The sequence below is a fragment of the Moraxella sp. CTOTU47724 genome (assembly GCF_032014955.1).
Lineage (GTDB): Bacteria > Pseudomonadota > Gammaproteobacteria > Pseudomonadales > Moraxellaceae > Faucicola > Faucicola tetraodonis.
On record NZ_DALZSV010000091.1, the window covers coordinates 1 to 5,001 of the forward strand.

At 38.5% G+C, this 5,001-nt stretch carries 5 protein-coding genes; 4 read left to right on the top strand and 1 reads right to left on the bottom strand.

Translation table 11 applies throughout. From position 1 onward, the window contains the following. The coding region (locus tag RTR63_RS11460; protein WP_312524372.1) for a hypothetical protein at nucleotides 1–204 on the top strand (204 nt) is incomplete at its 5' end. 783 nt (nucleotides 205–987) lie between these two features. On the opposite strand, the gene RTR63_RS11465 is transcribed toward RTR63_RS11460, so the two are convergent. Next, nucleotides 988–1,887: a LysR family transcriptional regulator gene (locus tag RTR63_RS11465; protein WP_312385221.1), complete on the bottom strand. Its 900-nt coding sequence runs from the start codon at nucleotides 1,885–1,887 to the stop codon at nucleotides 988–990. Nucleotides 1,888–2,006: 119 nt separating this feature from the next. Between RTR63_RS11465 and RTR63_RS11470 the strand changes: the two genes are divergently transcribed. The 3 genes from RTR63_RS11470 to RTR63_RS11480 all read left to right on the top strand — a co-directional run. After that, a complete protein-coding gene (locus RTR63_RS11470) occupies nucleotides 2,007–2,672 on the top strand; it encodes an NAD(P)-dependent oxidoreductase (protein WP_203172306.1) in 666 nt (221 codons plus the stop codon). 541 nt (nucleotides 2,673–3,213) lie between these two features. Further along, a complete protein-coding gene (locus RTR63_RS11475; RefSeq protein WP_312524375.1) occupies nucleotides 3,214–4,230 on the top strand; it encodes an aliphatic sulfonate ABC transporter substrate-binding protein in 1,017 nt (338 codons plus the stop codon). Nucleotides 4,231–4,430: 200 nt separating this feature from the next. Beyond that, nucleotides 4,431–5,001: ABC transporter permease subunit (locus RTR63_RS11480; RefSeq protein ID WP_312524377.1), on the top strand; the 571-nt coding region annotated here is incomplete at its 3' end.

The following is a 5,001-nucleotide window of genomic DNA, read 5'->3' on the forward strand; positions in this document are numbered from 1 at the left end:
AAAACAACCCCCAAGCAGGCTTATGAGATTTTTATCCACAAGTGCAGTGGAAAAAGCGAAAAATTAATTGACAATCATTGTCAATCGATTTGCCAAACCAATGCTTCTAAAAGTCATTTTAGGAATAATCCAAGAATAGGTTGTATAAAAATTAACCTGCTGCTCATATGGCAAAGTAATGAAATTGATAAGAGTTTAATTTGATTTTATAAAGCTAAATCTGATATTTTTGAAATAATATAAATGATTATCACAATCTAATGTCTACTTTATTATTTAAAAAACTGAACATTTTAATAAGACAATGGTTTTTAATATTAAATTATAATAACAATTTAAATTAAATTTAATTAATAAAAATAATATAAATTTGAGCTTTATCCATCAAAAAAATCAGAAGAGTGGGGGTAAAAAACACGCAATATTGCGTGACCAAACTACAAAATGATTTTTTAATTGTCATTAAATCGCATTAATGTTATTTTGAAACACCTAGTTGAAACCCACTCGTATCAAAGCTTTGAGTATTAAAGTACATTAATATCAAATAGGGTAGATTGGTCTAGCGACTTTGACATGGTGGGGGTCGTCTGTTCGAGTCAGATTATGCCTACCATATTCCAAAAGCCCCAATCGATTGATTGGGGCTTTTTTATTGCAGTGATATCAAGTGTTTACGTGGTTTTTAGAGAGTCAAAATTTTGACCACTTTTGTGTTTTTGGGCGCAGAAAAATCGCTTAAAAATCTTGTGTGCCCATTTTGTGCCCAAATTGTGCCTTGGTTAATTTTCGAGCAAGTAGATTTTGGCCCCCACCCGAATTTAAAAGAGATGAAACTGAATTATTTTTTTTTGAGTTTCATTGCTTATTTTAAATAGCCTTCATGCCCTAAAAAAAATCCTTTTAAAGTATCCCTATCAAAACTATAAACATGAGCAAGTGGCGATTCACTATCCACTTTCATTGTCATAAATGTAGGTTGTTAATTTAAGATGAGGCGTAACTACCAAATTTCTCCATTAAAAAATCAATGAGAAGCTGTATTTTTTTAGCTTTAACAGGTGTCGGCAAATAGTATAAATAATTGGCAGGAAAGGTTATCCAATGTTCTTCAAGTACGGGTACCAGCGCTGAATTAGTTGCTAAAGGTTCAAAGATTCGCCCTATGCCCAGTCCTTGCAAAGTGGCATCTAATACTTGTTCAGAGTCATTAAAAATTAGCGTGTTTTCAATGGGTTGTAATTTATTTTCCCCATTTATCTGCAAAAATAAGGGCTCGATTCGATTACTACTCATAAAACGAAAGCCAATCATCCGATGATGTTGTAAATCATCTAAGGTCTTTGGTATGCCGTATTTGCTTGCATAGTCTAAAGAAATATACAGCCCTTGCCGAAACGCAGGATAAATGGGCTTAGCCACCACGTTGTCAGTCAAGTTATTACCAAATCTTACCCCCAAATCAAACCCTGCTTCTATCAAATCCACACTAGCATTATTAATAGAAAATTCCAAAATTATCTTTGGATAACGCGCACAAAATTCTGCATAAAAAGGTTTAAATATCAGTTCGAAATGTAGCTGTGATAAAGTGATTCGTACAAGACCACTTGGTTGTTGATACTGATCGCCAATATGCTGCCAAGTGTTTTGTAACCTAGAAATCGGTTCTCGGGTTTGGCTATAAAGTTGTTCGCCAGCGTCGGTTAATTGTAGTTTACGTGTTGTGCGAACGAATAAGGCAATACCAACATTACGCTCTAATGTCTTAAGCGCCTTGCTTACCGATGGTACCGTGATACCTAGCTTTTTAGCCGCATTGGTAATCGATTTTTCTTGAACAATACTATGAAAAATCAGTAATTGCCCAAAGTCAGATTGATTCATGATAGGTTCTCTATTATTGCCTTTTAGCTAATAATATTTTAGCTTATTATAGACTAATCGTTTGTGAATAAGCGTTTTATAATAGCTTAATCTTAACTCAGTCAAATAAAGGAACAAAAATGAACCCACAAAAAATTGCCGTCATAGGAGCCACAGGGTATGTTGGGAAAGCGGTTGTCAAAGAATTAGCACAACGTGGACATCAAGTTACTGCGTTTGCCCGCCATATTGATAAAGTCGAACCCCAAGACAATGTCACCGCTGTACAAGCTGACGTGATGAGTGCGGATTTTCCACAAAAATTACAAGGGTTTGATGCCGTTGTGAGTGCATATAACCCCGGATGGACTAACCCCAATATTGGTGAAGAATTTACACAAGGTTCTCAGGCGATTATTGAAGGGGGTAAACAGGCAAAAGTACCTTATCTGCTGATTATCGGCGGTGCTGGTAGTTTGTATGTTGCTGACAATAAACAGTTGATTGATACACCAGATTTTCCTAAAGAAATCTTTGACGGTGCCAATGCAGCACGCCATTTAATCCAAGCGTTAACAGACCGTCGTGATGTGAATTGGGCGTTTATTTCTCCGCCTGCCATGCTTGGTGTAACCGCTGGTTATAGTGAAGAGCGTACAGGAGAGTATCGTTTAGGTGACAACCACCTGTTGATGAACGGCGATATACCTGCAGGTATCAGTGTGGCGGATTTAGCGATTGCCATTGCCGATGATTTAGAAAATAAAACCCATCTGCATCAGCATTTTACAGCGGCTTCTATTTGAATGTAACCGACTGACTGAATTTAACTGAATGACTCACAAGGGCAAGGCTGCTATTGTTATGCAGCCTTGTTGCTTGCAAAAATTTGTTTATAATCTTTTCAATAATAATCCAGTGAAAGCCAACCTCACAAACTGCAAGCAGGTATGAGTTGAAACTGAATAATACCCAACACCCTTCAATCCTATCTTCCTTCAATTCCATCTTCAATATAACCTTCAATCCAATCTTAAAGCATACCAAATTTGCTGCGAGTTAAACTAACCTTTTTTTCTACGGATAATAGCTAGCTCTACGGATAACTGCAGTTAATTTATCCACGCTTCCTTTATATATCCGCAAGCTAAAGTATCCGCATTGTAGAGCGGTTAGAAAATTTCTCTATATTCTTATCAATTATAATTATTAAGCTTTGTTATTATTTTGTGGAATAATGTCACCATTCGATGATACTTGATAGGGCTTTATAGCATTTCATATCGAAAAAATGAAAAATTTTGAGGATAAGGACAAATTGTCCTAAATATTGTATAAGGTATTGTAATGAGAAAAGTTTCTGCTCTACTTATTTCGGGGTTTAGTATTAGCTTGCTATTAGCAGGTTGCCAGCAAAATACCACCAAATCTGCCAATGCGGCAACCACCAATGAAGCACAGACCAATGACGCTAAGAGCGGTGATTCAAAACCACTTGAAAAAGTGCGTATCGGATTACAAAGTTCAGGAGCGTTGGTGTATCTGCGGGAAAGTAAGCTGCTTGAAAAGTCGCTCGAAAAATCCGGCATCAAAGTCAATTGGGTGCAGTTTCAATCGGGACCGCCGATGCTAGAAGCGCTAAATACCAACAATATTGACTTTGGCACCACAGGGGACACCCCACCCATTTTTGCCCAAGCCGCGGGTAGTAATCTGGTGTATGTTGCCTATGAAAAACCTTCACCACAGTCTGAAGCCGTCATTGTCCCCGCCAATTCAACCTTAAAGTCCGTGGCTGAATTAAAAGGTAAAGCTGTGGCGGTGACTAAAGGCTCTAGTGCTAACTATACGTTACTAAAAGCATTGGAACGTGACAAATTAAGTTTCGCTGACATAGATGTCAAGTATTTACAGCCATCTGATGCCCGTGCTGCCTTTGAATCGGGGAAACTGGATGCTTGGACCGTTTGGGAGCCTTATTTATCGAGTGCCAAAATTGAGCTAAAAGCACGAGTTTTGACCGATGCTACAGGTCTTAAGCCCAATAATACATCGTTTTATTTGGCATCAACGGATTTTGCTCAAAAACACCCCGATGTGATTAAAGACATTGTCAAAGCCATTGATGAAGCGGATAAAGCCATTACCGCTGACCCGGTAACTTTTAGCAAAATGATCCAAAAAGTCACCAATCTAAAACCTGACGTGGCGTTAGCCTCGGTGAAATCAAGAAATTACGGTGTCAACTATATCACCGATGACATCATTCAAGCGCAGCAGCAAGAAGCGGATACTTTTTATAAAAATAAATTGCTGCCAAAACAAATACAGGTAAAAGATATTGTCTGGTATCCACCCAAGTAAAGCCTATTGTTAGTAAAAACATGGCTAGTAAAAACCTAGTAAAAAGCTAGTAAAAACCTAGTAAAAACCTAGTAAAAAAGGGTAGGTAACCTTTATGACGCTAGCTTGCGCTTACTACTTTGAAGCGATACAGGCGACAGTTAAGCTTTTAACAGTCATTAATAAAGTTGTATTGATAAATTTGCATTGAGAGGTTGTTTATGAAAACGTCAAGTTTTGTTGCGGATAATTCAGTGGTAGCGGCATCAAAGCCGCTACCAACGAAACCGATAAGGGTGAATGCACCAGTCAAGACATTGTCAACCCGTAAGGTTATTAAAACCCTATTTGGGCGTACCGGGGGTTGGTGGTTGCCGTTACTTATGTTGGCGGGTTGGCAACTGGTAGCGAGTTTTCAATTACTGCCTGAGGCTTACCTTAAAAATATTTCGTCACCCAGTGCCGTTCTTCAAGCGGGCTATGAACTCATAAAAAGTGGTGAGCTTTGGCAGCATCTCGGCATTAGTGCGCTGCGAGCGTTTGCTGGGCTGTTGATTGGCGGGTTGTTTGGGTTGGGGTTTGGGCTATTGACCAGCACTTTGCCTGTATTTCGCACGTTATTGGATACCACCTTTCAAATGCTGAGAAACATCCCACATTTGGCATTAATTCCCCTGGTCATCGTGTGGTTTGGGATTGATGAAACGGCAAAGATTTTTTTGGTGGCAGTTGGCACATTTTTTCCGATTTATTTGAATACCTATCATGGCGTCCGTAATGTGGATAAACATC

Bases quoted from the DNA above. Each gene is read 5' to 3' on its own strand.
- RTR63_RS11470 (WP_203172306.1), top strand. From the start codon at position 2,007: ATGAACCCACAAAAAATTGCCGTCATAGGAGCCACAGGGTATGTTGGG.
- RTR63_RS11475 (WP_312524375.1), top strand. From the start codon at position 3,214: ATGAGAAAAGTTTCTGCTCTACTTATTTCGGGGTTTAGTATTAGCTTG.
- RTR63_RS11465 (WP_312385221.1), bottom strand. From the start codon at position 1,887: ATGAATCAATCTGACTTTGGGCAATTACTGATTTTTCATAGTATTGTT.